Source organism: Candidatus Melainabacteria bacterium (assembly GCA_003963305.1).
Lineage (GTDB): Bacteria > Cyanobacteriota > Vampirovibrionia > Obscuribacterales > Obscuribacteraceae > PALSA-1081.
The window spans coordinates 91,393-115,017 of the sequence record RXJR01000021.1 but is presented as its reverse complement, the minus strand read 5'-3'; the positions used below and the strand labels follow the sequence as shown (position 1 = coordinate 115,017).

The following is a 23,625-nucleotide window of genomic DNA, read 5'->3' as shown; positions in this document are numbered from 1 at the left end:
CCAGGTTGACGTCGAAGAGCGCCACAATTATAAATCACTGGCATCTAGTTTCGCGGATTCAAAACTACCAGTGGCAGATTATTGTCCTTAGCTGATTTGACCACGTCTTGATTGACCACGAGTGAGCCTGGAGGTGCATTCCCGGCATTTCCGTTACGAACGTAGTCAGGAATATGTCCCTGCCAGAGATCAAACAGATCGGCATCTGATACGCCTTCGAAGTAGATGGTCTGGTTTGGTTTCCGCAGCAGACCTATACTCGACACGATTGGGTTGTTGATCTTGATTTCATTATGGGTTGCAAGCGGGGTGCCATCTCGCTCGGTGGTCAGTATGCGATTTATTTCGTTAGCTGCTTTGACATATTCGTTGTTTCTGCCAGCCGCTTTCGTCAGGTCATCTAAGTTATTGAACTGCGAAAGGATGCGCCGCAGTTGAGCTAAGCGAGGGTGGTTTTCCGGGGCAATGGAGGGATCTGGTGGAATGTTCAGAGCTGCCAGTTTCGACTCAGCTTCGTCAGCCAGTCTTTCTGCCCGGAAATCAGACGCCCATCGGCGCACGAGCTCGACATGACCGTCCCAGCCAACAGACTTGCCGGTTGAAAGATTGCCACGGTGCGCTTGTGCGATGTGCTCGAACGGACCTTCGACTACTGCCACTATCTGCAATGCAGGTGAATCAACGGTGCGCATGTCCGTATAGACGTTTCGGTGCTCAGGCGTATGCAGGGAGACAGACATAGAGAATTGAGGAGACTCTACAGTGGAGAGATGTCGCAGCAATTGTCCGGTCAAATCCGGCGATGAATGCACCATGACGTTGTAATCGGATAGCTCATGAGCTCCGAACCCTCTCGGTAGTTCACTGGTCATTACCGGTAACGAATTGCGATTTAAGTGGTCGACGCGTTCTTGCGCCATGCCCCTGATCTTTTCCAGCTCTGTGATGACTTCAGGGGTGTACCAGCTTCCGTCCGCTTTGACGGATTGAATGTCTGAAGCGTTCAGGATTGATACCATATCCAGTGCGCCTGGCAATCTGTATGATGCGGCAACATCGTCAAGGACGTCAGTATTTTCAAATCGTTTCGAATTCAAGTTGTCTGGATCGTAACTTAAATCGAAGTCCCGACCCATGATGTCCGTAATGCGCTGAATCTGGCTTTCTGGATAGCCGAGCGTTCTCAACACGCCCCATGCTGTGCTGGTGGATGTCCAGCCATGATCTAGATCAACCATGTTTTCGCGCTTCGCTACATCGTGCAAGAAAGATGCCCACAGTGTGTTGACTTGATCCTGCGGCAAGAGTTTTTGGAATCTGGGATCTTTGCCGGCTTTTTCGAGCACATCCAGCAAGTGCACATCGACGGTATTGTCGTGAACCTGATGCTGCGCACGACCTACGATGCCGCCCTCGCTCGAGAAGCCGAACACTGAAGGCATCAGGCGTCCCAATGTTCCGTTGCCGAGCAAGCTCTCCATTGTGGCTCGATCTAGCAGAGCTTTTTCCGTTTGTGTTCTCAAAGCAGTTTGTTCTGTCGGTGTCAGCTCGGCTAGTTTGCCCATGCGCAGATCCGGCATATGAATGCTTTGTGCTGCTTCAAATCCGGCTCGTTGTAATTCGCCAAGGGCGCGCGCAGCTTCCAGTCTTCGGTCGTATGAAAGATTCGGATCAGACATCGCCTCTTCGATGGGGGCGGAAAATTCCCTTTCAAAAACTTCCGGTGAGTTCTTGCCGAATTCTCGCGCCAGGGTCATATCTGAAAGGAGGCGTGCCGTCGATATCTTATGTTCGCCGCTCTGGTCCATTCCGAATGCTTGCAGCGCGTCGTCTCTCAATTTTTCCAGAAGCGGTGCCACCTCTTTTGGTGGCACTTTGACGGCATGTTCAGCTAGGGCCCTTAAATCTCCCTCGCTGAGAGGGAAGATATATCCTCTTTCCATGCCGCTTTGAGCCAGCTCGCTGAGTGAGTCGGCTAAGCGTGCCGCAGTCAAAGGTGGCTCCGCCGTTAACAGAGAGGCGAGATAGTCGTTCCGGGGAATTTTTCCATCGAGGCGGCTATTTACGGCTAAAGCTTCGATCAAGTCGGGATGCGTTTGCGCTATGCGGTCGCTAGCATCCCAATTGTGCTCATGGAAAAGTAGTCGTCCGACAAACTTGGGGTCGAGATCTTGCAGCGCAGCACGTCGAATTTCAGGACTCTCGGCTGATTGATGTCGATGGTCTGCGCCGAGAAGCATATTTCTCAAGGCGTCGTATTCAGCTTCAGTGGGTTGTGCTTTCTCTTCGGCAACTTTGAAAATTTCGTTCAGCTCTGCAGGTTTCGAGCTGGAGTATCCCGCTATTCTGCGACCTATTTGCGACAGCAATTGTTCGCGCGTTGAGCCTGGTGGCTGGTCGAAAATCCAGTTCGATAATTCTGTCGTACTGACGTTGGAGCGTTCAATACTTGGAACGATGCCCTTTTCGAGCAGCATCTTGGCTGCAGGCAGCTGATTCTCCGGAGCCAGCGTGGATGGTGTGAAATCGACGTTTGTGGGTGGTTCGGCGAGATTCAAGAGCCCTTTCAGAGCCGGAAGTTGCTGTGAAGGTTCTAGCGCGACCATTAGTCTCGACAGACCGCTGGCGACCTCTGGGTCAGATGATCTCTGCACTGATTCGAGCTGGCTTTGCCAGAGTTCTTGCGCCCTTTGCGGACCTAGCTCTTTAGCGATTCTGTACGCCTGAGTGTGATCATTTCTGAGCATGCCTGACCAGACCGTTTGCAACTCGCCCTCAGGCAAAGCTGCGGCCTGGCGTTCCATCTGGTGGTCGAACCAGCTGCTTGTTTCAAGGCGAACATTTTCGGAAACATGATAAGCCAGCTGATTCCAGTCGGTCGCTGTTTTGACGTTACCGATTTGCGAAAGTAAAGTCTGTTCCTCCGGCAGAAGTTCGACTGGAGGAGGCTTGTTGCTGGTTTCCCCGACGCTCGTTGCCCTGGCGCTGCTTTCGTTATGGACTATCGGGATTGGTTCATTGATATCGCGGCCGGTGCCGAGAGCATATTGATTTGAAGCCTCATATGGTTGCAAATTGACGCTGAATTTACTGCGCAACGTGTCGGCAATGTATGTTTTGCCATTGGTAATGTGAGGTTCTAGTTGAGCTTTGGCTCCGAACACTCCACCGACCAGCGCCATACCCGCCATAGACTGTCCGACTTCCGAGGCGCTTGCGAAGGTTCCCTTGTGCGCCAGTGAATCATATTCGCTGCTGAACAGACCGGCAGGCAGTCCCGAAAGTGCGCCTGACATGATGGGATTTCTCAGTGCGCCAGATAGTCCCAATCTTCCGGCTGCGCTTGTCTCGGCGAGGCGACCCAGCCCTATGCTTCCTGCTGTCAGCGTCGTGAATGTGGCGGCGCTGCCGATGCCGCCTACCAAACGGTCTTTCAGGAGCGTGGCGGTGCTGTCTGTCTCGCCACTTGGCGTGAGGATGGCGCCGTAGGCGAAACCCGTGTAGGCGGATTCTTTCAGGGAAAGTCCAAGGGCGGAGCGATTCGAGAGCAATCCTGACTCGGCTGCTTCACCGAAAGCGCCAGCTTTCTTTAACGCCCCTTTTGTCAGGGCGAATGGCAAAAGCATCCCGACAGCGCCACCCAGTGTGTTTGCAGTCCAACCGCTCACCGAAGAGTCTGCTTTAGGCGCCTCAACACCGAATTCTTTGAAAAAGCCGCTGACACTGTTGGTAGCGTTTTTGCCTATGAATTGTGAAACGCCCAGGGCCGGCTGCTCGAGCGCAGAATAGACAGCTGAGTTAACGAATTCACGAACGAAACTTTCGTGAGTAGCCTGAGCGTCAGCCGACGCATTACTCGGAATTTGCAGCCCGCTTTGCTCTGGATTGGAGAGGTTCTTTGACATGGAACTGCGCTTTTGGGGTTACCTGAGGTTCTGTTCCTTTGTACCCGTGCCGCCCGATTCTCAACCCCGGCGTGCCCCCGCCGGGGGGTGGCGCTTGACTACCCGGGCTGGTGTCGCACCTATTTCCCTGTATTTTTGAGCTGGTATCATATGTGGTGCCGAGCAGTGTGTTGATCGCGCCGCCAATTCTCTAGGGGGTACCAAATATGGTTGTCGATAAACGAATGTCGATTGCCACAAGTCAGCCACTCTTGGCTGGCAGTATTCTGGAGAGTCTTTCCACGAAACTGTCGGACAACGAGGATCTGGCTATGCCCAACTATCTTGCTCTTGCAGAAGAAGTCGGTGAGCTGGCTCGAGGGGGGAGTGCGCTGGTAGAAGAGAGCGCGGCCGCATCTAATGCGATAGTTAAAGAATGGCTGGCTACAACGGCTGCGCCAAAGATGGTACCTTCAATCGCCTCCTCAAAGCAACTTATGATATTGGATCCACTAACTCAGGCAGATGTGGCGGTTGCGTCAGCATCGAGCGATGGGGGAGCAGCTTTGAAGGCGCTTCAGCAACGGTTTGAAAGTGCAGCCGCACTAATTGAGCCGACTGGTGGTGATGTTGAACAGATTACATTCTCACGTGCGGTTGTGCCTTCCGGTCCCAGCGGCGATTTTATGAAGGTGGTAAGAGCCGATGGAAAGATTCATTACATCCTGGGCGACGTTGAAAATCATGGATTGCCGGCAGCCTTTCAATCAGTCAAAACCCACGCTGCGCTGGAGGCAAACCATCTGACGGAAAAGCTGGCAGTCCCCTCTAACGAGATGGCCAGCGATGGGCTGGCTGTGATTGACGAGACTGTCTATCCATACGAGAAGACCTTTTCGGTCAGTCATCTCATGTTAGATCCCAAAACAGGCTTGCTTGAACATGCTGGGGCTGGCAGCGAAGCCTATGTTCTGCATCCTGATGGAACAGTCGTCGAACTGGAAAGTGGTGCGCCGTTGATGGGCGGTCGGTATTTTAGATATGGAGAGCTTGGTACGCTAAACAGCAAACTTCAACTGCATCCGGGTGATACCGCCATAATGATGACTGATGGAATCTATGAGAACAGAATGTGGAAAAGCGGGCTCGACGAGTTGCTAAAGAAAGCCGCGATGAACGGCAGTTCGCCGCTCGAGATCAATTCTCAGCTCACGAACCCATTGATTCCTTATGAAGATGATGCAAGCATGTTCATTGTTCGCTGGCCTGGTCCAAAATTGAGCGTTCAGACGCGAGCGATCGGACTCGCACGCTCTATGGCTTCTACAGCCGAAGTTTGACTGCTCTCCATTAACATCACAATGTGTCTTACCTGGCAATGACCGGTACACCAAACCCGTTTGCTCCGCCGGGCGGAAGGCGATAGAGGGGGATGCCGTATGAAGAGAGGCTGGGGGTGCGCGACATCCACAAATAGGCATCTGGAGCTCTTGCGCGCAGCAAAACAACAGTTTTGTCGGTGAGATCGATACCGATTGGAAAGATGTTGGACTCGCCGATGAGCATCAAAGGCAGTCCCTTGATCGTCACGGTAACGCCGACGGCTGGTTGAGAATCGATCGATTCCGCTTTGACTTTGACGATGCAGTCCTTGAACGACATTCCCATCTCGTTAAAGAGAGCCTTGGTCATGGACTTGGCCTGTTCTTCGGCCTGAGCTGGATCGCTTTGAGCCGCCAGCGAGACAGCAACCTGATTTGTTACGAAGCCAAGCTTCTCTTTATAAAATGTGGACATTCCGGTATTAACAAGAAGGCCAATTGCCAATATTGTTGCCGTGATGATCAGCCACAGGCTGACCACCCCTTCGGCCAGGGCTGCGCCAGTGTTGCTTCTTTCATAGATCGGGTCGCTATTTTTCATTGTGGTAACGCTCAGTTATTGCACCGGAAGTGGTGGTGTCTTCTCGTCATATTCTTGGCGCCATCGGGAATGATCGACTCTACGCTGGAGCAGTCTCAGACCGTTCGACGAGTTATATTGTTGGCGTGAAGATCCGGTGAGATCTTAGCATTGTATGTAACAGGCAGCAGACAAAACAGAGCTAGCAGGTAAAAAGGCATGGGCAACCTACAAGACAGTGTGTACCGAACCAGTCACAATGGAATGGATAAGCGGACCGACACTCGATCTGTTTGTGCTCGAGAAACTCATGGCTGGTGTATTATGGTGCAGCTGACAGTTACGTCGGTTTAGCACACACCAAATTCGAGCCGGTGAATCGGTTTAGTGGAATCGCTGATGCCTTGAGGCAATCAATTGTTCGCTCACGGACTCGTTGAATCTGGAAGAGAAGAAAGAGAAATGATTCGCCGTTCCTGTTACATCTTGCTGGTCCTGATGCTTGTTCAGAGTCCTGCAGATGCTTCAGAAGGTAAGACGCACTCGCCCCACAAACTTTCTGCGGAGCAGATTTCAGCGCTCTGGCAGAAAGATAGCGTCGCCGCTCAAGCGGCTTTTAAGGCGAACGACTTTTCCTTGGCTGAGCGACTGGCCAGGAAAGCGCTTGTTGATACTCGTTCTATGAAAGATAACGATGTTCGTATCATTGAAAGTGCCGAAACACTCGGGCAAGTCTATCTCCGGCAACGTAAGTTTGATGAAGCCAGACCACTATTCATGCGAGTATTGCGATGGAAAGAAGCTAAATATGGAAAAGATTCCCCCGAACTGATTCAGCCTCTCAACGACGTTGTACGTGTCACCTGCGCTGCCGGCGCTTGCTACGACACGATTCCTTATTTGAAACGACTCCTGGCAATTAGAAAAAGAGTCGATCCGAAATCTCGCGACATTCCAATCACCCTGCTTCTGATTGGAGAAGCTTATGAGAAGCGGGAAGCGTATCCTGAAGCTATGGATTATTTCAAGCAAGCAACACTGGCCGAGAAGCAGCGAATCGGGAGTGGACCGATGATTGCCACTCTGGCTCGCAATGTCGAACGGGTGCGCCACAAAATGGCTGTTTGCGCTAAGTAACCTCTCGTCCTATTTTTTTTCTGTCGCCCGTTAAACAGATGTTCTACCAATAAGGGGGTCTGGCTATGTACGCAAAGAGAGGCGCGAAAATCGCCCTTTCGCTGTCGATGCTGTTAAGTTTGGGTCTGAGTTGCGCTGCAAATGCAGAGCAGTTTCGCGCTGCGGATGTTCAAGCGGCGATTAAGGGTTTGTCGAGTCGGGATGACTCAGACCGTAAAAGTGCTGCCTACCATTTGAGTGAAATGGGAGCTGTGGCAAAAGACGCGGTGCCCGCTTTGATTGCAGTTTTGCAAAACGACACGTCCGCAAATGTAAAGGGCGAGACTTGCAACGCTCTTGGCCACATCGGTCCGGATGCCGCACCGGCAATTCCTGCAATAATTGCTTTCCTGCAGAGTGCTGATGGTGGTTATGAACGGACATATGCTGCTTCAGCCCTGGGGAACATAGGCAAGCAGCCAGAGCAGGCTGTGCCTGTTCTAATCGCTACTGTTCAAGGTGATTCTGAACCTGTTGTGCGGCAATTGGCGGCTCGTGCTTTAGCTAGTTTTGGTGTCGATGCAAAGTCGGCTGTGCCGGTACTTATAGAATCCATCAAGACCGGCGGAAAGGAGATGCGGGAAGCCGCTGCCTGCGGACTCGAGCAAATTCCCTGTTCGCCAAAAGATGTGCCTGCGCTGACCGAATTGCTAAGCGATGAAATCGATTCTGCACGGGGAGCTGCGGCAAAGTCTATAGGCGGAGCTGGTTCTGAGGCGGTCGGTGCCGTGCCCAAGCTGATTGCACTTTTGAAAGATAACAATGAACACGTTAGAGCGATGGCGGCAAGTGGTTTGGGAGAAATCGGTCCTGACGCTCGCGAAGCCTTGCCCGCTTTGAAGGCAGCGGTCAAAGACGACCCACTGATTAGTTTCGAAGCTAGAGCGGCAATTGATAAAATCAAGAACAAAAAGTAGGAGGGGCGAACAATAAGAAAAATAGCTCTTGAAGAACACTTCATGGCTCCTGGATTCGACCTGTATGAAGGCGATGTCGCCAAGATGATGGACGCGAAATCCTACCAGGAGTTCGAGCGTCGGCTGCCCGATTTCGCTGACTTGCGAATCGAGATGATGAACGAGACTGGAATAGATGTTTGTGTGTTGTCGCAGACGTCGCCGGGATTGCAAGTTGAGAAGGATGCCGCGGTTGCAATCAGGATGGCGACGGAAGCGAACGACTTTTTGTGTGCTCAGATCCAGAAGTTTCCGTCGCGCTTTGCCGGCTTTGCACATCTCGCCATGCATGACCCTGTTGCAGCGACCGCCGAATTGTCCCGCTGTGTCAGGGAACTTGGTTTCAAGGGGGCGATGATCAATGGGCACACCAACGGGGTTTATTTAGATCACGAGAAATATTTTCCGTTCTGGGAGGCGGTAGTTGAACTGGGTGTGCCTGTTTACTTGCACCCAGCCAGTTCATTCGATGAACCGCACATGTACAAGGACTATCCTGTTCTGGTTGGAGCGACGTGGGGATGGACGGTAGAAACTGCCACGCATGCTCTTCGTTTGATTGTCAGCGGGTTGTTCGATCGGTTGCCCGAACTGAAAGTCATCCTCGGTCACATGGGCGAAACCTTGCCATTTCTGTTGTGGAGATTGGACAGTCGCTGGAAGATAAGTAAGCAACCGAGAAGTCTCAACAAGTTGTTGTCGCAGTATCTCAAGGACAATTTTGTTGTCACCACATCTGGTGTTTGTGATAACGCGCCCTTGTTGTGTGCATTGGAAGCACTTGGTTCGGAAAACGTTTTGTTCTCAACGGATTATCCGTTTGAAGACGCCAGAATAGCTTCGGAATTTATAGAAAACGCTCCGGTCAGCGAAAGCGTGAAAGCCCAGATCTGCTATGAGAATGCCCAGCGGTTATTGAAGCTGGGTTAGGGGAATCCCCACTGACCTACCTCCTTTGAGGCTTGAATTCGTCAGTGCAGGGCCCATAATCCTCCTTGACGGGCAGTCGGCGCCTGCGTTTTTGGAGTTGAAATTTGGTTGCCAAAAATTGCGATCTGGATTTTCTCATGCAGGTCGCCCTCAATGCGCTTAATATCGTTTTTCTCGGTTATCTGAGCATTTACGCTTCAGCCTGTCCAACGCCGACTCTTTTAGGCGCGGTTGCTTTTGAGTTCGCCTTCTATCTCTCCTTGATCAGCTATCGAATCTGGCGTGCCAGGCGACCTAAATCAGAGGTGCAGGTTCAGATTGAGGCTCTGCACAATAGTTGCAAGCCCCTGGGTCGACTGCGGGATGCTTATCGTTTCAGTGTGATTGCGATTTCAACAACTGTTTCTGCCTATTTGCTAGTTGATTTAACGGCTCTATCGGCTGCTCGTTGTGGAAATTTGAATCTGGCGGCTGCTATTTATAGGCATATATCGTTCTTGCCAAGTCCCTCTATTCATCCCGGATTTTCGATGGAATTACTTGCCGGCGCCTATATTGAGTCCAGGCAATACGCGAGAGCCGAACCTATTTTTCTGGCAGCAAAAAATTTGAGGGAGTCCCTTGTAGGTTCGCGAAGTGAGTTAGCTTCCGATATCTATGCGAATTTGGGTGATCTTTACGAAAAAGAAGACGAAAACTCGAAGGCAGAAAGTTGTTATTTGAAATCTATTGAACTGGCTAAAACCCTGCAGTTGCCGCAAGGTTATGGAAGTCCGATGACGAAACTAGCGGCTCTCTATACCAAGATCCGACGTTACAGTGATGCCGAGATCGCTGTGAAACAGGCTCTGGCAATTCGCACGAAACTTTTTGGAGCAGACAGTCAAAAAGTTGCTGAGACTCGCGCTTGTTATGTGCAATTGCTGCGAGCCGAAGGTCGAATTCAAGAATCGGTGCAGTTGGAAAAGTCTATCGCTGACAGACCGGTGTCATCGCAAACTCAGTCCAGATCCGCGATTTCATCCCCATTGATTCCCGTCTCGATTTCGATGGCTTCGCTCTTCGTATTTTGGAAGCGAGACCGCATATTCTTGTTCGCTGCCAATCTTGTAAAGAACGCGCGCGGCCGAATTTGAGCGCGTATAAAATGTGCACGCGTAAAATTTGAGCCCTGCCAGGGTCTGTGAAATTTGGCGCAACTATTTGGTCGTAGTAGCTTTCACGGTTGTCGTCGTTGTTGTTTTTGTATTTGCGTGCTGCGTAGTTTTTGTGGCAGGTGCTTTCACCGTTGTTGTTTCATCGGCATGCTGCGTGGTTTTCGTGAATGGCGCTTTTACCGTAGTTGTTCCATCGGCATGTTTGGTTGTTTTGGTAAAAGGCGCCTTCACTGTTGAGGAGCCATCTGGATTTTGAGTGACTTTGGTGAACGGTGCCTTAACCGTAGTGACACCATTGGCTTGCTCAGTGGTTTTGGTGAACGGCGCCTTTACTGTTGTGGTGCCGTCGGCGCGCTTGTTCACTTTTGTGAAAGGAGCTTTTACTTGTGTTGAATTTGGTCCGTCATGCCCGACTTTGGTGAATGGTGCAGAGACACGCACGTTGTTGTCACCGTCGGGATTGTCTACTTTCACGAAAGGAGCGCGCACTTTCACTCTTTTATTGCCGTGTGCATCGTACGTCTTGTCGACGTGAATGAATGGCAAGTTGACATGCGTTCCACCGTTGGCATCCTTCTCGAAAAGCTTTGCCTGGCTGGGCAGTTGAATGGTCATTGAAATTGCCAATGCAGATAATAGCGTTTTGTTCATTTCCTGCTCTTCTGGGTATGTAATGAGAGTCGACGGGACTCGACCTACGATACGAAAAGCGCCCTCTCACGAGAGCGCTTTTCTGTTCGAGCCTAGTGTTCTTTGGTTTTGATCTCGGCTCTCAGTCGCTTGATGAAATCTTCAAGCGGCATGGCGCCGAGGTCATCCAGTCTTCGGTGTCTTACAGCCACCTGACCGGTTGCTACTTCGCTGTCGCCGATAACAAGCATATACGGCACCTGCTGCACTTGCGCTTCGCGGATGCGATATTTGAGTGTCTCGGAGCGTTCGTCGAGATGAACGCGAATGTCGTCGCCTTTCAACTCTTTTGCAATCATGGCTGCGCGCTCTGCATGACGGTCTGCAATCGGCAAGATAGTTACCTGTGTAGGCGCCAGCCACACAGGGAAGACTCCGGCGTAGTGCTCAATCAAGCCGCCGCAGAAGCGCTCCATTGAACCTAGAACAGCTCTGTGCACCATGATTACTTTGTGGCGATTGCCGTCCTCTCCAACGAAGTTGACGTCAAAGCGGGTAGGCAGATTCAAGTCGACCTGAACGGTTGGACCCTGCCATTCACGTCCAATCGCATCAAACAACTTGATGTCGATTTTCGGTGCGTAGAAGGCGCCGCCACCTTCGTCGACTTCGTACTTGAGGTTGCGTTTTTTCATCGCCGCTTCGAGCGCGTTGGTCGCGAAAGTCCACTCTTCGTCTGTGCCCAGTTTGCTGTCGGCCGGGCGAGTGGCCAGATACGCTTTGTATGTGTATCCGAAAGTGGTCATAAGAGTGTCGATCAAATCGAGAATGCCGTTAATTTCGCTTTCCAATTGATCCGGCGTGCAGAAGATGTGCGAGTCGTCTTGTGTAAATCCGCGCACACGCAGCATGCCGTGCAGCACACCTGAACGCTCGTAGCGATATACCGTTCCCAGCTCCGCAAAACGCAGTGGCAGGTCTCGGTAGCTTCTCAGCTTGGACTTGTAGATCATGATATGACCCGGGCAATTCATCGGTTTGGCGCGGTAAGGCTGACCGTCGATATCCATCGCCGAGTACATATTTTCGCCGTAGCTTTCCAGGTGACCGCTTATCTTGTACAGCTCTTCGCTGGCGATGTGCGGTGTATAGACGAAGTCGTATCCGCGTTTGCGATGCTCTGCTCTCCAGAAATCCTCAATGGTATTGCGCACGGTGGCAAGGTTGGGATGCCAGAAGACGAGACCTGGTCCGACTTCTTCATGAGTCGAGAAAAGATCCAGTTGTTTCGATAATCTTCTGTGGTCGCGCTTTTCTGCTTCTTCAAGGCGGAGCAAGTAAGCATTGAGATCGTCTTTAGTCCAGAAAGCTGTGGCATAAATGCGCTGCAGATGATCCTTCTTCTCATCACCGCGCCAATAAGATCCAGAGACCTTCAAGAGTTTGAAGTTCTTGATCACGCCGGTATTGGGCAAGTGAGGCCCGCGACACAGGTCGTTCCAGATCGTCTTTCCGTCTTTGTCTTTCATCAAGTACAGAGTTGGATTGTGATCTTTGTGCTCTTCGAGAAGTTCAGCTTTGAACTTTTCGCCTTGTGTCTTGAATTCGGAAAGCTGCTTATCGACGTCAGGAATCGCGTATCGTTCGATCGTTTGATTCGAGTTGGCAATAGCAGTCATCTCAGCTTCAATCTTGGAAAGATCATCAGTTGAGAGGGTATGACCCGGAATTTCAAAATCGTAATAGAAGCCGTCTTCAATAGTCGGTCCAATGGCGATCTTGGCTTGCGGGAAAAGCTTTTGTACGGCTTGTGCCATGACGTGAGCGGTCGAGTGACGCAGCAGTTCTACTGAATCACTATCGTCAGCCTTGAGGATCTTGACTGTGTCGCCGTCTGTGAGTGGGGTGTAGAGGTCCCGGGTTTCACCGTTGATTTGCAGCCCGACCGCTTTCTTAAACAGACCCTGGGCAATCGATTTGGCCAGATCTGCTCCTGTAGAACCCTGTGGAATGGTCTTTTGCGACCCATCCGGTAGGTTTACAGTAATCTCCCCTTGTTTCGTTTCTACCTGCGACATAGTTACTCCTTTCGATGCCGGCATCGACAAACTGCCGTAAGGAGCCCATTTTAACAGGCAAACTCGTCCTCAAGTTCCTTCAAAAATGAGATGAGATGCTCTTGCAGCGTGTAAAACCTGATGCCGACGCCATCCCAGCGATAGATACCAGTCTTAGCATTTCCAGGATCGAGCCAGACTTCCACTTTTATACCTGTAACGCCGGATCGGGCGATTGAAAGCTCAAATGAAGGCTCTGCGGGCTCGAAAAGCAATTTGTCGCGGTCAAAATCTACCAGCTGCCGCAGTTTGTCAATCAGGTCCTGAATCTCATCTTTGGGTTTGCGACAGAAAAGACAGCTATCCTTCTCCATCGAGCCTGATGATTTGCCGCCGAGTTTGATTTCATATTCGCCGCTGTGAAGATGCAGGGAATAACGCTGCCACATCTGATTTTGAATCAGCTTAGCGTCGCCTGGCACGATGCGCAGGCTGGTTTTGTAGTCTTGATCTTCCGAAGTGAGGACTGCCATGAGCGAGATTATTTCCCTATGCAAAACTTGGCGAAAACGTTCGTTATTATCGCTTCTGAAACCATTTCCCCGCTCATTTCGTAAAGGCTGTCGATGGCCATTTTTAAATCTGTAGCCAGACAATCCTGGGGCATGTCGTTCTCTGCCGTTTCCTGTACGAGGGCAAGGGAACGCAAGGCCCGCTCGCAAAGTTCGCCCTGTCGGGCATTCAATGAGCCTCCAGCATCTTTTAACTGCTGATCATTGAAGACCCACTTTTCGATTATTTCATTGAGCGTCTCGATGCCACTGCCAGTTTTAGCAGATATGGCAGTTCTTCCAAGGCATTGAGCATTGCTTTTATATAGGTCTGAAACCTGAAAATTCGGCTGCGCATCTACTTTATTGGCCAGAGTGATGTGGGGGCGGTCATCTACGATGTCCAGCACGAGCTGGTCATCTTCAGTCCAGCCTGTGAGCACGTCGGTAACCAAGAGGACGAGATCTGATTGTGCGATTGCTTTTCGCGTGCGTTCGATGCCAATTTGTTCAACTTGATCTTCGGTAGAGCGAATTCCTGCAGTGTCTATCAATAAGACCGGAATGCCGTTTATGTCCAGCAGTTCTTCCAGCGAGTCTCGCGTCGTGCCGGGTACGTCTGTGACTATGGCTCTTTCGAATTTGAGCAGCTGATTGAGCAAACTCGATTTGCCTGCGTTCGGTTTGCCGGCTATAGCAACCCGAACCCCTTCTCGCAAAAATCGTCCGGAGCGTGCGGTGTTCAAAAGCACCTTCAGTTCACTGACCGCCTCTTGCACGATTTTTTCCAGATCGTCCAGGGGCAGGTCGCCAACTTCATCTGGAAAATCCAATCCGGCCACAATTCGCGAAAGAAGTTCAACCAGACTGACTCGTACTTTTTCAATCTGACCGCCTAACTCGCCTTTAAGGGCGGAAACTGCAAACCTGCTCTGCAACCCGGTTTTAGCCTGAATGACATCCAGAACTGCTTCCGCTTGTGTGAGATCCATTCGTCCATTCAAATACGCACGTTGCGTAAATTCTCCCTGCCTGGCCAGCCTTGCACCATTGGCCAGGCAAAGTGACAGGATTTCACTCGTGACAATCTGCCCTCCGTGGCAATTGATTTCAACCAGGTCTTCTCCTGTGTAAGAATTTGGTCCCTTGTAAGGAATGACCACCACTTCGTCGACAATCTGGTCGGTTCTTTCATCCCTGATAAAACCGTGGATTGCACTGTGACTTTTAAATGAGTCCAGGAGCGGTTTGTTCTTTTTTGAGCAGAAAATTTTTCCCGTGATGGTCCAGGCTTGCGGACCCGTCATTCTTACAATTGCGATAGCACCCGTTCCCGGTGCAGTTGAAATTGCAGCGATAGTTTCTTCCGAATTCATGTCACGTTTGTCTTTTGCAGAAGCCTTGAATCTAGCACAATTGCGGCATTCGCTTTGTTTTCGCCGGGCGAAATTGAACAAACTTTTTGAGTGCGTAACTACTTGAATAAGATCTCGATGCGGTGGTAGTATCACTCAATTGTTTTTTGGGCTTCACTACCGGCTTTCTCTACTCCTTTTCGTTAGGAAAAAACGCATGAACAAAGCAGAATTAGTTAACTCAATTGCAAAAGCTACCGGACAAACCAAAGTAGATGTTCAAAACTCCGTTGGCGCGCTGCTTCACACTCTGACTGCAGCACTTGCAAAAGGCGACCGGGTAACCCTAGTTGGATTTGGCACTTTCGAACGCAGACAACGTCAAGCTCGTACTGGCGTCAATCCACAAAATCCAAAACAAAAACTCCGCATCGAAGCAGCACGTGTGCCTGTTTTCAGAGCTGGTCAGGAATTGAAGGACATTGTCGATGGCAGAGCAAAACAAGCTGCATTGCCTAAAGCTGTGACCGCATCAGCCAGCGCTGCTCCTAAAAAAGCAGCTGCCGCTAAACCAAAAGCAGCAGCTAAGAAAAAAGCAGCACCGGCGAAGAAATCAGCTAAGAAGAAAGGTCGCCGCTAAAGGCGACTGGCAGCTCTGCTGTATATCTTTTGAGGCTCGAAATCTAATATGGATATGAAAAAGGCAGCTTAATTGCTGCCTTTTTTGTGTCTGCTGATGAGATGCTGCATGAGAATCTTCAATACGATTTCACTGCTGTTTGCGGAATTTGAAATAAGCAATGACGATGAAGTTGTTGATTGCGTGCGCCCAGATTGGTGCCCACAACGAGCCGGTCCAGAGATAGAGGTAGCCAAGAAAAACTCCGGCAACGAATGTCCACATTGCATAAGGCAGCATTACAAGCGAAGCGCAGTGGATCATGCCGAAAAGCAGGCTTGCCCCGAGTATTCCCAGTTCAGACTGCAAAACGCCGCGGAAGAAAATTTCCTCGCAAAACCCGGTCGAGGCTGCGATAAGCAATATGTCCACAAGAGTCAATTGGGAAAAAAGTGGCGCAATGTGGTTGTAGACAAGTGTTCGTAGCTCATAGATACTGGAATTTTTGTCAGTTTTGCCGGCTAGAAATAGCGATAAGAACCCGCTCAACGCCGTTATTGCTCCCGCGCCAACCCCCAATGAAACTCCGAGCCAGTCCGGTTTCAATGCATCGCTCAGATTGACGCCCCTGTTGAAACACCAGAGTGTGGCGAGCAAAAGTAGACCGCCTTCGCAGAATGAATTGAATATGACCAGGGTGGCTCGGTCAATTTTTATGCTGTCCATCTGCAATTACAACTTCAGGTTTGAGTAACTCGTCGTCAGATATATTGCAAAGAGCAAGTAGTTGTCCCTCGTGTACGATCAAAACTCGTTTTGTCGGATCCAGATGAACGCCGTCGAATTGTTTGATCGGAATGATTTGCCCCATACAGAACTTTTTTGCGATTTCGCTGCTTACCTTCAAGACATTGAAGTAATTGGTTTGACTCAATATAGATACCGGTTCGGTGACGACGCTGTCAATTGAATTTCTTCTGTCGGCAATAGCGTCCAGTGTCAGTGACGTTTCCAGTCTGAAAAGTCCTGCTTGCTCCCGCAAAAGAGTCTTCAGCGTCGCGCCGCATCCCAGTGTCTCACCCAGATCTCGAGCAATCGAACGGATGTAGGTGCCGCTGGAACATGAAATTCTCACCTTAACTATGGGCAGTTCAATCTTCAGCACTTCCAGGCTGGTGATGCTGACGCGGCGCGGCTTTATTTCAAGCGTTGTGTTGCCGGCTCGTGCCAGATCGTAGGCTCTCTTGCCGTCTACGTGTATGGCACTGTAGTTGGGCGGCACCTGATCGATCTCACCATGGAACTGTTTGAGCGCGGTTTCGATTTGCTCGTTTGTAATTGTGCTGATGTCGTCCGACCGAATGGTATCGCCTTCGATATCATCAGTGGTTGTTTTCAGCCCCAGCAGTATTTCTGCTACGTAGGTTTTGTCTTGAGGCAGAAAGCGTAGCAAGCGGCACGCTGCTCCGGCTGCTACAGGCAAGACGCCTTCAGCGAGCGGATCGAGCGTGCCGCCGTGTCCGATTTGTTTGATGTTGAGCAGGCGACGCAGCTTGTTGATCACATCATGCGAAGTGATCCCGGTCGGTTTATGGACGTTGATGAATCCAAAAGGTTTTTTCTGCTCAGCCACGTTTCAAATTTTCGCGATTGCGTTAAACTTCACCGCGCGAAATCTTGCCAAGCAAGTCTGTCACTTTTGATCCGCGTTCAAGCGAGTCATCGAGTTTGAGATGAAGCTCCGGAGCAAATCTCAGTCCCAGCCGGCGACATAATTCGCCGCGGATGAAACCGACTTTTGCGTTGAGAGCTTCCATGGTTTTCGCGCGAACCTCTTCATCACCAAAAATGGAAATGAATACTCTGGCTGATCTGCAGTCTTGAGTACATTCCACGTCGGTAATAGAAACGAGACCGCTGATGCGCTCGTCTTGCAGGTCGCGGCGAATCATGTCGGAGAGTTCGCGTTTGATTGACTGGGAAACTCTTAGTGCCCGTTGAGTAGACATAGTAGAATCCTCCCGCGATATTTTGCTGGACAACAAAGTCCAGGCTTAGTTGAGACCACGACTCAGTTAACGAGTGATCTCGCCCTTGGATTCTTGAATGACGTAGGCGTTGATTTTGTCGCCTTCTTGCAGGTCCGAGAATTTCTCGAAGCTCATGCCGCATTCGAATCCTTGAGCAACTTCCTTGACGTCGTCTTTGAAGCGCTTCAGAGTGTCGAGTTTTCCTTCGTGAACGATTTGACCGTTGCGCTCGATCTTGGCGATACATCCACGCTGTACTTTGCCTTCGATCACCATGCAACCGCCGATCATCAGCTGCTTGCCAAACTTGAAGATCTGGCGAACTTCGGCAACGCCTATCTTCACTTCCTTGCGTACCGGTTGAATCAGACCTTGAATAGCCTTTTCCAGATCGTCGGTAATCTGATAAATGATGTTGTAGGTTCTGATGTCGACACCAGCTACTTCTGCAACCTGTCTGGCATTCTGGTCTGGATTGACGTTGAAGCCGATGATGATTGCTTCTGATGATGCCGCCAGGTTGACGTCATTTTCGGAGATGTCACCAGATGCGGTGCGAAGAACGCGCACAGCAACTTCGTTGCCTGACAGTTTTTTGACTTGCTCTGCGATTGCTTCTGCCGTACCTTGTACGTCTGCTTTGACAATCACGTTCAGGTCTTTCACTTCGCCTTTGGTCAACATCTCGTGCAGAGATTCCAGGCTGACGTGATGCGCCTTGCGCTCCACCTGACCAAGTTTGCGCTGCTCGATAAGAACTTTCGATGCATGCACATCTGATACAACTTCGAATCTGTCACCGGCTTGCGGCACTTCATCAAGACCAAGCACTTCTACAGGCATTGATGGACCAGCTGCTTTGACGCGCTGACCGCGATCGTCAAAAAGTGCTCTCACTCTGCCTGATTTACTGCCGGCGACTATGTAATCACCTTCGCGCAGCGTGCCATTTTCTACGAGTGCCGTGGCAACGGCGCCCTTTCCTCTGGAAAGTTCTGCTTCGATAATGACACCGGTAGCTGGTTTGTCAGGATTGGCTTTCAAGTCTTGAATGTCTGCGACAAGCAGAATCATTTCCAGAAGCTCATCGAGACCAGTGCGTTTTTTGGCTGAAACATTTACGGTAACGGTTTCGCCGCCGAATTTGTCAGGCAAAAGACCGTGTTCCATCAATTGGCTGAGGACGCGATCTGGCTCAGCGTCAGCTTTATCGATTTTGTTGACGGCAACGATGATAGGTACACCGGCTGCTTTCGCGTGGTCGATAGCTTCGATGGTCTGAGGCATGACACCGTCGTCTGCCGCAACTACAAGGATAGCGATGTCCGTCGCTTTGGCTCCACGGGCTCGCATGGCGGTAAACGCCTCGTGACCGGGAGTGTCTAAGAAGACAATCTGACGCATCGTGCCGTCTTCAGACTCGACTTCGACGTGATAGGCACCGATGTGCTGGGTGATACCACCAGCTTCTGATTCGGTGAGCAAAAACTTTGTCTGCCGAATTGCGTCGAGCAAACTTGTTTTACCGTGGTCGACGTGACCCATGATGGTGACGACAGGCGGTCTCAATACCAGCGATGCTTGTTCTTCAGGTGAAAGCTCTGGCTCGACAGGGTCTGGAGCAGTCAAGGCTTCCAGGTCTTCTGAAAGCACTTCATATTCCATTTCTATTGCCAGGTCTTTGGCCAGTTCATACTCGACCGTCTGATTGACGGTGCGGGGGAAGCCGCGCATGAAGAGACGCTTGATCACTTCAGTGTCGGGTACGTTCATTTTTTCTGCCAGCTCTTTGACTGTCAGTGAATTTGTCAAAGTAATTACTCTTGGCACCTCGACAGGCGCAACCGCAGCAGGACGAGAGCGATCATCCTTTTTCTGAGCATGACGCTCGGATGGTGTTGGGCGGTGCGATTTCGGAGGGCGCGGAGGGGTAGCACGCTGGGATGGTGCTGCAATTCTTACCGGTACTGATGGTGCCATGGGTTTCACCGCCTGACCACTGAATGGTGGCAAGTAGCTATCAGTATCGTTTTCGTTCTGTTCAACTTTAGGTTCTGCCTTATCGCCCTTTTGCGTTTCGATTTCTTCAGTGGCTGTTTCGGCCGCTGGCTGAATTGGATCAGATTCGGGTTTCTCTGCTTCAGCGACAACAGGTGCGGTTGCGGGTGCTTCTATTGGTGCACTCGTGGATGCCACTGTTGGTGGTGTTTGAACTGCTTGACCGCCATTATTTGCAACCGGTGCTTCCACCGCTGCAGGATTGCTGGCTGGCTCTTGTATTGTTTCTTCTTCGACTTCCGGCGGGGCGACAACTGCCGCGACAGCGGTTGCTGCCGGAGTAACTTCGGCCACTTCTTGCAGCGGTGCTTCTGTGCCGGGAGCATCAGGTCGACGATATCTCGCCAGAACGCGGGGTTTGACTACCGGCGGCGGCGGAGCAACCGGTGCTTTTGCGGCAGCTTTCGTCGCGCCAGTCGCGCCGGCTGTTTTCGCACCCTTGGCTTTTGTTTCTGCCTTTTCGGGTTGCTGTTTCTTCTTATTTAGAGCTGAAATGAGTTGACCTACTGCTACTTTGTCTACGGTGCTGGAATGGCTTTTGATGTCGTGACCGAGTTCGCGCAAAGTAGTAATGACATCCTCGTTAGGGATGTTCATTTGTCTCGCAAGCTCGTATACGCGAACACGATCGTTCATTCAGGCGCCTCCTCACTCTCTGTATTCTGGCATGTTTTTTCGCTATCTGTGCACATACCGGTCATATCGTGAATAAGTTGTTCTTCAAGAGGAAGCCGGACGGAACGTGCATTGGTGACACCTTTGACCTTTCGGCCTTCAAGTGCGTGTTTGAGCCGCCCTCCCTTGAGAGCTTGACTGACGCAGGGTTTGGACCGGCACAGGTAGGCTGAGCGACCATGTGCCGGTGATTTCCCATTGTTAAGCTTTACGTCACCAGAGAGATGATCGACCGTTAATCGGATTAATTCGATTTGAGGTTTTTTGTTGCGACATGATACGCAGATGCGTACATGTGTGCACTGGTCTATGTCGATGGGCTAAGGTCCTCAAGGGTTTGATTGAGAGAACGGAATGACCCACCAGCTTGGCTTTCAGACTTGATATCGATTTTCCAAGTGGTTAGTTTCGCTGCCAGTCTGACGTTTTGACCACCGCGACCGATAGCGAGCGAGAGCTGGTCGTCAGGGACGATCACTTCTGCGCGCTTGCCGCCGCTTTCGGGTCCCTCTTCATACAGTGCAACTGTTGTGATACGGGCCGGGCTGAGGGCGTTCGAGATGTAATCAACGGGGTCGAGCGAGTAGCGAATCACGTCAATCTTTTCATTGCGCAACTCAGCAACAACGTTTTGAATTCTTACACCGCGGGTTCCGATACATGCTCCTACCGGATCAACATCTGGATCTTCTGAATGCACGGCAATTTTTGTGCGGTATCCAGCTTCACGAGCAATTGATTTGATATCGACTGTGCCGTCTTCGATTTCCGGAACGTACAGTTCGAATAGTTCTCGAACCAGCTCAGGGTGGGCTTGAGAAACGATAATTTGCGGAATGCGACCAGTGTCTCTTAATTCCAGAACGTATACACGCACTCTGTTGCCGACGCGATAGGTTTCGCCGGGCAGCTGTTCGCGAGTGGGCATGCAGCCTTCTACTCGTCCCAGGTTGACGATGACGTTGTTGCGGCTGTTGCTGATTACTTCGATACGCTCGATTTGACCGGTTGTGCAAGTGCCTTTGCGAGCTTCGAATTCTTTTTTGATCAGTTCTTTTTCGGCTTCGCGCAGACGCTGCGTCATCAGCTGTTTGGCTGTTTGAGCGGCGATTCGTCCGAATTCTGAGAAGTCGGCGGGTGTTACTTCGATTTCAAGTACTTCACCGACCGAGACGTCCGGAATCAAGTCTTGAGCGTCGACCAGGCTGATTTCGTGATATTCGTTAGAGATTTTATCAACGACTTCTTTTGGTGCGAAAATGCCGATTTCACCGGTTTCGTGATCGAAGATTGCTCTTACGCCTTCTACATCGTGGTCCGGCACTTTCTTCTTATAGGCGGCGACTATGGCATCGCAAACGTATGAAATGAACTCTTCCTGCGGGATATTGCGATCACGCTCTAATTCTTCGGCGGCTTCAAGTAGTTTGTCACCTATTTTGATCATTTGATTTTTCTCCCACAGTTTATTCAGTTGTTCAGTATTTTGATGAGCAAGCTCATCGTGCTAGTCGTCGTGGCTAAGCGTGACCGCCTGTGCCATCTCCATCGAGTTCGGGCAATTTCTCGCCTGAACTTTGCCTCGCCAGATCGTCTGAGAACAATTTGACGGTGCTGCAACTTTTAAGATCGATTGTCACGTCTTGAGGCGCTTCCGCCTTGCTCGCGACTTGTTTTCCTTTTGCATGCTGTTTCGGTTTGATTGCTGAGGCTTTGCTTAAGTGCAGCTTCCCATCAGCGATACCGGCAAGGGTGCCTTTGAAGTTGATACCAAGTTCGCCCACTTTTTCTTTGCTCTGAACTTGCACAATCTGACCTGTGAAAATCTTAAATTCTCTCTCTGTCTTGAGCTGTCTGTCGATGCCCGGGCTCTGCACTTGCAAATCAAAGCTGCCCTCAATCAAAGGTCCTTCTGTCGCCATTCGCTTATCCAACTCAGCTTCCAGTAAACGGCTGAGTTGTTCGCAATCACTCAGTGAAACCCATGATTCTTTCTTGAAGATTGTTACTTCGAGGCTGCGTCTGCGTCCCTGCTGTCCAAATTTGCATTCGACGACGAACAAACCGAGCGGACCGGCAATCGCATCGGCGATTTCGGTAACAATCTGCAGTTTTTGTTCGAGAGTTTTTTTGTCGGACATGCTTATCGCGGCAATCTTGCGCCCGATTTGAACGGACGACCACAAACGAGAATGCCGTAGGCTAACGTTCCAAGCCTACGACAACACGATTCCATATGTGGTGTATGTTAACATGACGGCTCTTTTCAGGCAACTGTGGGCGCGGCGCCCGTGTCTGAGCTAATTACGACCCTGGAGATTTGTATGGGCGCGGTTCACGTAAGCAATAAGCAGCGCAAGGTACCTATAGATACGAAAAAGTGGACTAAAACATTCGATCTGCTCTTTCATGAGGTCTGTGCCAATTTAAGAGAGGATACAGCCCGGCACATCTCGAAAAAACAGTTGAAATTGATCGCCGAACGGGGCTCCATCGAGCTTATGTTCGTTGGCAATAAGAAGATTCAGGAGCTGAACGAACAGTTTCGCAGCAAAGATGCTGCTACCGACGTGCTTTCGTTCCCTTTGATATTTGATGGCGAAGCGGCGAATTTTCCGCCCGACTTTGGTCAAGAGAGTATTGAATTGGGCGAAATCGTCATTTCAATTGACAGAGCCATCGAGCAGGCTGATGATTTCCGGCACAGCCTCGATCGCGAGATCTGCTTTTTATTTGTTCATGGAGTGTTACACGTGCTTGGCTTCGACCACATCACCAGGGCACAGGAAAAAGACATGTTCTCGCGCCAGAAGGCAGTGCTAGGCGCTGCCGGAGTAACCCGCTAGGTTCGACACACCTAACGCCCCATGGAGCGCACGCGTCCCGCGTGCATCGAGCCCACGCGTGTCGCATGCATGGAGCGCGCGCGTGCCGCGTGCCTCAAGCCTTTACGCCCATGTGCGCGCCTCTTAACAATGCTAACCGAATAACCTTGTTGTTCTTAACAACCCTGTGTTATGGTGAATTTTATGGCAGCTCTGCAGATTGAATGCAGTTAAGCAAATGAGCGGATGGCATCGGGGGTACTGCTTTGAAATCGCTAGGGGTTCCGAAGGGCAAGGTCGCTCAGCACCGCTCTCGCACTGTTGATCTGATGGAGACAGGTGTATCGCCCGAGAGCCTAGAGTCCGCCTACACCGAGCCAAGTGCGGCAGCTCAAGTTTCAACCATAGTGCCTCAAGCTTGGCATCGTAAAACTGGACCTGCGATTACTATGATTGAATCTTTTTACCATGCCTTTCACGGCATCTGGATCGGTTTGAAAGAGGAACGCAATGTGCGTATCCACTTCTCACTGGTTCTGGTCGTGACAGTGCTGGGTCTGTGGTTGAAGGTCAGCACTCAAGACTGGATTTCATTGATTGTTGCTATGTCAATTGTCGTTTCTGCGGAGTTCGTCAACACGTCGCTTGAACACCTGGTCGATATTTCGTCAAACAACGAGTATCATGAGTCAGCCCGCTATGCAAAAGATACGGCTGCCGCTGCGGTTTTAATTGCTTCTGTTGCTGCTGCTGCCATCGGAATGATTGTTTTTGTACCGAAACTTTTGGCATTGCTGGCTCACTAACACTACTAGTGGTG

At 50.7% G+C, this 23,625-nt stretch carries 20 protein-coding genes and 1 pseudogene; 8 read left to right on the top strand and 13 right to left on the bottom strand.

The window, feature by feature from the left end; translation table 11 throughout:
• Nucleotides 1-44: 44 nt before the first annotated feature.
• The gene (locus EKK48_20475; GenBank protein RTL38812.1) at nucleotides 45-3,905 is read right to left on the bottom strand and encodes a hypothetical protein; all 3,861 of its coding nucleotides are present in this window, start codon (nucleotides 3,903-3,905) and stop codon (nucleotides 45-47) included.
• Nucleotides 3,906-4,111: 206 nt separating this feature from the next.
• Here EKK48_20475 and EKK48_20470 point away from each other — a divergent pair, with 206 nt between their 5' ends.
• Nucleotides 4,112-5,224 carry a serine/threonine-protein phosphatase gene (locus tag EKK48_20470; protein ID RTL38811.1) on the top strand — a complete coding sequence of 371 codons (1,113 nt, stop codon included), beginning with the start codon at nucleotides 4,112-4,114 and terminating at the stop codon, nucleotides 5,222-5,224.
• Nucleotides 5,225-5,252: 28 nt separating this feature from the next.
• Here EKK48_20470 and EKK48_20465 read toward each other — a convergent pair whose 3' ends face one another.
• Complete coding sequence (locus tag EKK48_20465) at nucleotides 5,253-5,807, bottom strand: hypothetical protein (GenBank protein ID RTL38810.1); 555 nt, start codon at nucleotides 5,805-5,807, stop codon at nucleotides 5,253-5,255.
• A gap of 441 nt (nucleotides 5,808-6,248) precedes the next feature.
• Between EKK48_20465 and EKK48_20460 the strand changes: the two genes are divergently transcribed.
• The 4 genes from EKK48_20460 (at nucleotide 6,249) to EKK48_20445 (ending at nucleotide 9,984) form a co-directional block, all read left to right on the top strand.
• Nucleotides 6,249-6,923, top strand: coding sequence for a tetratricopeptide repeat protein (locus tag EKK48_20460; GenBank protein RTL38809.1), 675 nt, complete (start codon nucleotides 6,249-6,251; stop codon nucleotides 6,921-6,923).
• 65 nt (nucleotides 6,924-6,988) lie between these two features.
• Complete coding sequence (locus EKK48_20455; protein ID RTL38808.1) at nucleotides 6,989-7,879, top strand: HEAT repeat domain-containing protein; 891 nt, start codon at nucleotides 6,989-6,991, stop codon at nucleotides 7,877-7,879.
• A gap of 42 nt (nucleotides 7,880-7,921) precedes the next feature.
• Nucleotides 7,922-8,848, top strand: a complete 927-nt coding sequence (locus tag EKK48_20450) for an amidohydrolase (GenBank protein RTL38807.1) — start codon at nucleotides 7,922-7,924, stop codon at nucleotides 8,846-8,848.
• A 104-nt stretch (nucleotides 8,849-8,952) separates the two neighbouring features.
• Nucleotides 8,953-9,984, top strand: coding sequence for a tetratricopeptide repeat protein (locus tag EKK48_20445; protein ID RTL38806.1), 1,032 nt, complete (start codon nucleotides 8,953-8,955; stop codon nucleotides 9,982-9,984).
• Nucleotides 9,985-10,047: 63 nt separating this feature from the next.
• Here the strand turns inward: EKK48_20445 and EKK48_20440 are convergent, their stop codons facing one another.
• The 4 genes from EKK48_20440 to mnmE all read right to left on the bottom strand — a co-directional run bounded on the left by EKK48_20440 (nucleotide 10,048) and on the right by mnmE (nucleotide 14,619).
• Nucleotides 10,048-10,656, bottom strand: coding sequence for a hypothetical protein (locus tag EKK48_20440; GenBank protein RTL38805.1), 609 nt, complete (start codon nucleotides 10,654-10,656; stop codon nucleotides 10,048-10,050).
• Between the two features lie 92 nt (nucleotides 10,657-10,748).
• A complete protein-coding gene (gene thrS, locus EKK48_20435) occupies nucleotides 10,749-12,737 on the bottom strand; it encodes a threonine--tRNA ligase (GenBank protein RTL38804.1) in 1,989 nt (662 codons plus the stop codon).
• Between the two features lie 26 nt (nucleotides 12,738-12,763).
• Nucleotides 12,764-13,225, bottom strand: a complete 462-nt coding sequence (locus EKK48_20430) for a hypothetical protein (protein RTL38803.1) — start codon at nucleotides 13,223-13,225, stop codon at nucleotides 12,764-12,766.
• 8 nt (nucleotides 13,226-13,233) lie between these two features.
• Nucleotides 13,234-14,619 (bottom strand): tRNA uridine-5-carboxymethylaminomethyl(34) synthesis GTPase MnmE, encoded by a 1,386-nt coding sequence (mnmE, locus tag EKK48_20425; GenBank protein RTL38802.1) that lies wholly within the window; start codon nucleotides 14,617-14,619, stop codon nucleotides 13,234-13,236.
• A gap of 196 nt (nucleotides 14,620-14,815) precedes the next feature.
• Between mnmE and EKK48_20420 the strand changes: the two are divergent.
• Nucleotides 14,816-15,088: pseudogene (locus EKK48_20420) on the top strand (HU family DNA-binding protein).
• A gap of 279 nt (nucleotides 15,089-15,367) precedes the next feature.
• Here the strand turns inward: EKK48_20420 and EKK48_20415 are convergent.
• The 7 genes from EKK48_20415 to EKK48_20385 all read right to left on the bottom strand — a co-directional run bounded on the left by EKK48_20415 (nucleotide 15,368) and on the right by EKK48_20385 (nucleotide 22,121).
• Entirely contained in the window at nucleotides 15,368-15,943 is a 576-nt protein-coding gene (locus EKK48_20415; protein ID RTL38801.1) for a CPBP family intramembrane metalloprotease, read from the bottom strand.
• The gene (gene truB, locus EKK48_20410) at nucleotides 15,924-16,850 is read right to left on the bottom strand and encodes a tRNA pseudouridine(55) synthase TruB (GenBank protein RTL38800.1); all 927 of its coding nucleotides are present in this window, start codon (nucleotides 16,848-16,850) and stop codon (nucleotides 15,924-15,926) included. Before truB ends, EKK48_20415 begins: the two co-directional genes overlap by 20 nt.
• 22 nt (nucleotides 16,851-16,872) lie before the next feature.
• The gene (gene rbfA / locus EKK48_20405) at nucleotides 16,873-17,226 is read right to left on the bottom strand and encodes a 30S ribosome-binding factor RbfA (protein RTL38799.1); all 354 of its coding nucleotides are present in this window, start codon (nucleotides 17,224-17,226) and stop codon (nucleotides 16,873-16,875) included.
• A gap of 66 nt (nucleotides 17,227-17,292) precedes the next feature.
• Complete coding sequence (locus EKK48_20400) at nucleotides 17,293-19,941, bottom strand: translation initiation factor IF-2 (GenBank protein RTL38798.1); 2,649 nt, start codon at nucleotides 19,939-19,941, stop codon at nucleotides 17,293-17,295.
• Nucleotides 19,938-20,297, bottom strand: a complete 360-nt coding sequence (locus EKK48_20395) for a YlxR family protein (protein ID RTL38894.1) — start codon at nucleotides 20,295-20,297, stop codon at nucleotides 19,938-19,940. Before EKK48_20395 ends, EKK48_20400 begins: the two co-directional genes overlap by 4 nt.
• A complete protein-coding gene (gene nusA / locus EKK48_20390; GenBank protein ID RTL38893.1) occupies nucleotides 20,288-21,418 on the bottom strand; it encodes a transcription termination/antitermination protein NusA in 1,131 nt (376 codons plus the stop codon). The genes EKK48_20395 and nusA overlap by 10 nt, the downstream gene beginning before the upstream one ends.
• Nucleotides 21,419-21,500: 82 nt before the next feature.
• Nucleotides 21,501-22,121 (bottom strand): hypothetical protein, encoded by a 621-nt coding sequence (locus tag EKK48_20385; protein ID RTL38797.1) that lies wholly within the window; start codon nucleotides 22,119-22,121, stop codon nucleotides 21,501-21,503.
• 183 nt (nucleotides 22,122-22,304) lie between these two features.
• On the opposite strand from EKK48_20385, the gene ybeY reads away from it, so the two are divergent.
• Nucleotides 22,305-22,826 (top strand): rRNA maturation RNase YbeY, encoded by a 522-nt coding sequence (gene ybeY, locus EKK48_20380; GenBank protein ID RTL38796.1) that lies wholly within the window; start codon nucleotides 22,305-22,307, stop codon nucleotides 22,824-22,826.
• Nucleotides 22,827-23,071: 245 nt separating this feature from the next.
• Nucleotides 23,072-23,611 carry a diacylglycerol kinase family protein gene (locus EKK48_20375; GenBank protein ID RTL38795.1) on the top strand — a complete coding sequence of 180 codons (540 nt, stop codon included), beginning with the start codon at nucleotides 23,072-23,074 and terminating at the stop codon, nucleotides 23,609-23,611.
• The last annotated feature ends 14 nt before the right edge of the window (nucleotides 23,612-23,625 follow it).

Bases quoted from the DNA above. Each gene is read 5' to 3' on its own strand.
- EKK48_20475 (RTL38812.1), bottom strand. From the start codon at position 3,905: ATGTCAAAGAACCTCTCCAATCCAGAGCAAAGCGGGCTGCAAATTCCG.
- EKK48_20470 (RTL38811.1), top strand. From the start codon at position 4,112: ATGGTTGTCGATAAACGAATGTCGATTGCCACAAGTCAGCCACTCTTG.
- EKK48_20465 (RTL38810.1), bottom strand. From the start codon at position 5,807: ATGAAAAATAGCGACCCGATCTATGAAAGAAGCAACACTGGCGCAGCC.
- EKK48_20460 (RTL38809.1), top strand. From the start codon at position 6,249: ATGATTCGCCGTTCCTGTTACATCTTGCTGGTCCTGATGCTTGTTCAG.
- EKK48_20455 (RTL38808.1), top strand. From the start codon at position 6,989: ATGTACGCAAAGAGAGGCGCGAAAATCGCCCTTTCGCTGTCGATGCTG.
- EKK48_20450 (RTL38807.1), top strand. From the start codon at position 7,922: ATGGCTCCTGGATTCGACCTGTATGAAGGCGATGTCGCCAAGATGATG.
- EKK48_20440 (RTL38805.1), bottom strand. From the start codon at position 10,656: ATGAACAAAACGCTATTATCTGCATTGGCAATTTCAATGACCATTCAA.
- thrS (RTL38804.1), bottom strand. From the start codon at position 12,737: ATGCCGGCATCGAAAGGAGTAACTATGTCGCAGGTAGAAACGAAACAA.
- EKK48_20430 (RTL38803.1), bottom strand. From the start codon at position 13,225: ATGGCAGTCCTCACTTCGGAAGATCAAGACTACAAAACCAGCCTGCGC.
- mnmE (RTL38802.1), bottom strand. From the start codon at position 14,619: ATGAATTCGGAAGAAACTATCGCTGCAATTTCAACTGCACCGGGAACG.
- EKK48_20415 (RTL38801.1), bottom strand. From the start codon at position 15,943: ATGGACAGCATAAAAATTGACCGAGCCACCCTGGTCATATTCAATTCA.
- rbfA (RTL38799.1), bottom strand. From the start codon at position 17,226: ATGTCTACTCAACGGGCACTAAGAGTTTCCCAGTCAATCAAACGCGAA.
- EKK48_20400 (RTL38798.1), bottom strand. From the start codon at position 19,941: ATGAACGATCGTGTTCGCGTATACGAGCTTGCGAGACAAATGAACATC.
- EKK48_20385 (RTL38797.1), bottom strand. From the start codon at position 22,121: ATGTCCGACAAAAAAACTCTCGAACAAAAACTGCAGATTGTTACCGAA.
- ybeY (RTL38796.1), top strand. From the start codon at position 22,305: ATGGGCGCGGTTCACGTAAGCAATAAGCAGCGCAAGGTACCTATAGAT.